At 34.2% G+C, this 3,668-nt stretch carries 2 protein-coding genes and 2 pseudogenes; 2 read left to right on the top strand and 2 right to left on the bottom strand.

Annotated features, from left to right (window positions below; all coding sequences use genetic code 11):
• Nucleotides 1–57: 57 nt before the first annotated feature.
• Nucleotides 58–643 (top strand): annotated as a pseudogene (locus AC1DJR_RS21510) (nitroreductase family protein).
• A gap of 43 nt (nucleotides 644–686) precedes the next feature.
• Here the strand turns inward: AC1DJR_RS21510 and AC1DJR_RS21505 are convergent.
• Nucleotides 687–856, bottom strand: a pseudogene (locus AC1DJR_RS21505) (DNA mismatch repair protein MutT).
• Nucleotides 857–1,561: 705 nt separating this feature from the next.
• On the opposite strand from AC1DJR_RS21505, the gene entFM reads away from it, so the two are divergent.
• On the top strand, nucleotides 1,562–2,863 hold the full coding sequence (entFM, locus tag AC1DJR_RS21500) for an enterotoxin EntFM (RefSeq protein ID WP_477003461.1): 1,302 nt from the start codon (nucleotides 1,562–1,564) through the stop codon (nucleotides 2,861–2,863).
• Nucleotides 2,864–3,030: 167 nt separating this feature from the next.
• On the opposite strand, the gene AC1DJR_RS21495 is transcribed toward entFM, so the two are convergent.
• A partial coding sequence (locus AC1DJR_RS21495) for an alpha/beta fold hydrolase (RefSeq protein WP_477003460.1) occupies nucleotides 3,031–3,668 on the bottom strand: 638 nt, incomplete at its 5' end.

The following is a 3,668-nucleotide window of genomic DNA, read 5'->3' as shown; positions in this document are numbered from 1 at the left end:
GCATTATATGCTTCGTACATATGATACTGCCTCAAATGAAAATTGGAGGGAATTGTAATGGCAAAAGATTTTTACTCAGCAATTGAAGACAGAAGATCTATTTACGCGATTAGTAAAGAGCAAGTAGTTTCTGATGAAAGAATTCAAGAAGTGATTTATCATGCTGTGAAACATACACCTTCGGCTTTTAATTCTCAAAGTGCAAGAGTTGTTGTATTACTAGGTGAACAACACGACAAATTATGGAATGTTACGAAAAATTGTGCCTGAAAATAATTTTGCACCTACTGAAGAGAAAATGAATGCATTTAAAAGTGGCTATGGAACAGTTTTGTATTTCGAAGATAGTAAAGTAGTAGAAAGTTTGCAAGAGAACTTTGCACTATATAAAGATAATTTTCCTACATGGTCTCAGCAATCTTCTGGAATGTTGCAATTTGCCATTTGGACAGCATTAGAGATTGAAGGTTTTGGTGCTACATTGCAGCATTATAATCCGTTGATTGATGAGGAAGTAAAAAAAGAATGGGATGTACCTGAAAACTGGAAGTTAACTGCGCAAATACCATTTGGTAAACCGGTAGTTTCGGCAGGAGATAAAGAATATCAGCCATTAGAAACTCGTGTGAAAATTTACAAATAAAATAAAAAATAAAAGGTGAACAGAGATATAATCTGTTCACCTTTTATAAGTAGTAAGGATTTTTTTGTAGGAATTTTTCATCTGATTTTTTAATTTGTTTTTACGTGTTTCAATAGTTGATACTTTTTGTAATGTTATAATTGAAACGAATTGAAAAAAAGCATAGTACAGTTCTATATTTTTATTTATAGGATCATCTATTATGTTTTTCATAAATATATCTCCTTTTTTTATCTCACTATTTGCGGGCAGTAAGGCTTCCATATCAAAATTCAATGACCGACCTGTAAAAGTTMGATTGGTTTCAGTGTGGGGTGAATAAAATTTRTATGGATTAAAATCCTACTTTATATATGATAATAYAAATATCCTGRAAATTCCATRGATAGTGAAAAATAGATAGTGGAATGTGTATTTTCGTCAAATTAGAACAGAATTTTTGGAGTTAAATCTTACAAATCGTCAAATCTTTTAAAAACGATGGATAATATCAAAAATAGTTTTCTGAAAATATTATACTATTGATAAAAAAAGCATTTTTTTGTCATGATAAGAGTATGCTTCATGGAAGGGACTTTACTAGAAAATACATTCTTTGCATTGTATTAGATTAATAGAGTTTTTTAAAGTGGATAGCAAAAGAAAAATATATATTAAGATAATGAATGGAATGTCGAATTTTCAATGAAATACATAAGAAATTTGAAAAAAGCATTGCAAAAACACACTGTTTAATGATAAAGTTCACATGAAGTTCACACTAAATTCACTTCAATCGTTTAAAATAAATGATGTGTGAAAAATAAAACTCTTGCTAAAAAATGGAACTGGATGAATATTTTACTTTGATAATATTGTAAAGTACTAAGTTTATAGTTTTCTCAAGAGGATAGTAGGGAAAGGAAGTAAAGACAACTTATGAAAAAAGTAATCGCAGGTTTAGCAGCAGCATCTGTAGTAGGTGTAGCAGTTCCTGGAATGGATTCTGCTCATGCACAAGTTTCAAATGATGCGCTAAAAGAAATTAATGGACAAACTCAAACTCAAACGACTGTAACTGAAACAAAAACGGTAGAAACAACTTCTGAATTAAAATACACAGTAACAGCTGATGTATTAAATGTACGTTCAGGTGCTGGTACAGGACATAACGTTATTTCTAAAGTGAAATCAGGTCAAGTACTTCAAGTAATTGGACAAGAAAACGGTTGGTTCAAAGTTAGTGTAAACGGTCAAACAGGTTATGTAAGTGGGGACTTCGTAACAACTGGTGGCAACAAAGGAACTACTACTACTGTTCAGCAAGGAACAGGTACTTACACAGTAAACGTTTCTTCATTAAACGTACGTACAGGCCCAAGTGCATCTCATACTGTTTTAGGTTCTGTAAATAAAGGAAAAACAGTTCAWGTTGTAGGTGAAGTTCAAGATTGGTTTAAAATTAACTTCAATGGTGGAACTGGATACGTAAGTAAAGACTTCGTAACAAAAGGTGGTTCAGCTGTATCTAACGAAACTCAGCAACCAACTACAAACAACAACAATACTACTACAGTTCAAACTGGTGGATCTTATGTTGTTAACACAGGTGCTTTAAAAGTACGTACAGGTCCAGCTACATATAACCCTGTAATTGGTGGGGTAACAAATGGTACAGTATTAAACGTTACTGGCGCTGAAAATGGTTGGTATAAAATTAACCATAATGGCCGCACTGGTTACGTAAGTGCAGACTTTGTTAAGTTTGTAAAAGGCGGAGTGAACAATGTAGTTACTGGTGGTAACCAAGGTACGAACCAAGGTACGAACCAAGGTACGAACCAAGTACAAAAACCAACAGCACCAACAGGTGGAGATACATCTTCAATCGCTGGATTCGCTAGATCTTTAAATGGTTCACCATACAGAACTGCTGGTACAACACCTGCTGGTTTTGACTGCAGTGGATTCATTCACTACGTATTAAATCAAACTGGTCATAAAGGCGCTCGTCAAACAGTTGCTGGATACTGGAGCTCTAAAACAAAGACTAACAGTCCACAACCAGGTGATTTAGTATACTTCCAAAATACTTATAAATCAGGTCCTTCTCACATGGGCGTTTACTTAGGTAATGGACAGTTCATCAGTGCAGAAACTGACGCAACTGGCGTACGCATTAGCTCTGTAAGCAACTCTTACTGGAGTAAGCACCTATTAGGTTACACAAAAGCATACTAAGAAAAAGTATTTTATATACTTTTCGTATAGAGAAAAGGCTTTCCAGGGAAACTTGGGAAGCCTTTTTCATAGTTGGATAAACTAACAGTATAGTAGTATTTATCCTGCTATTTGCGGGATAATAATCAGCGGGGGATGGACAAATCCCCGCTGATTAAAGTTTCACTTTATGTCAATTTTCCATGCAAAAACTTAGCATATAAATCATGAAAATAGTTTGGACGGAATAAGTTTGCTGCATGACCTGCTAATGGAATTTCTTTATATAAAACGTTCGGAAGAATGGACTTCAAATCAAAGAGACAAGATTTATAGAGATGATCATGTTCTCCCATCACCCATAATATAGGATGGGGAAGTGCTTTTAATTTAGATTTTAAGTCGAATTCTAAGCGGTGTCGTAATGACTCAGCAATAATGGACGAGTGTAATTGTAATCCGAAACGGTAATAAATATTTCGTGAAATAACAGCGAACGGATTTGCCCTTAGTATTCCACTTGGAAAAATAGTACTAGCATACTGAGAAAGCCAAGATGAATATTCATCACCACGTTTTTCCCAAAAATTCTGAAAAACATTATATAAACGGGAAGGGTTATTATAATGTCCACCAATATGACAAATACTCAATACTTTTTCTGGATGCATTTGTGCAAATGTCGTAGAGATATAACAGCCATAGCTTAGAGCACAAATATGAGCCTTTTTAATTCCCTCTTTTTCATACAAGTTCAATAATTGATCTACGAGGCGCTGTATTGAAAAGTCGATAGCTTCTCCTTTATCGTCGCCGTGACCTAATA

The sequence above is a fragment of the Bacillus sp. 05T31 genome, assembly GCF_056396725.1.
The sequence above is the reverse complement of the archived record's forward strand: the minus strand, read 5'-3'. Positions and strand labels throughout refer to the sequence as shown.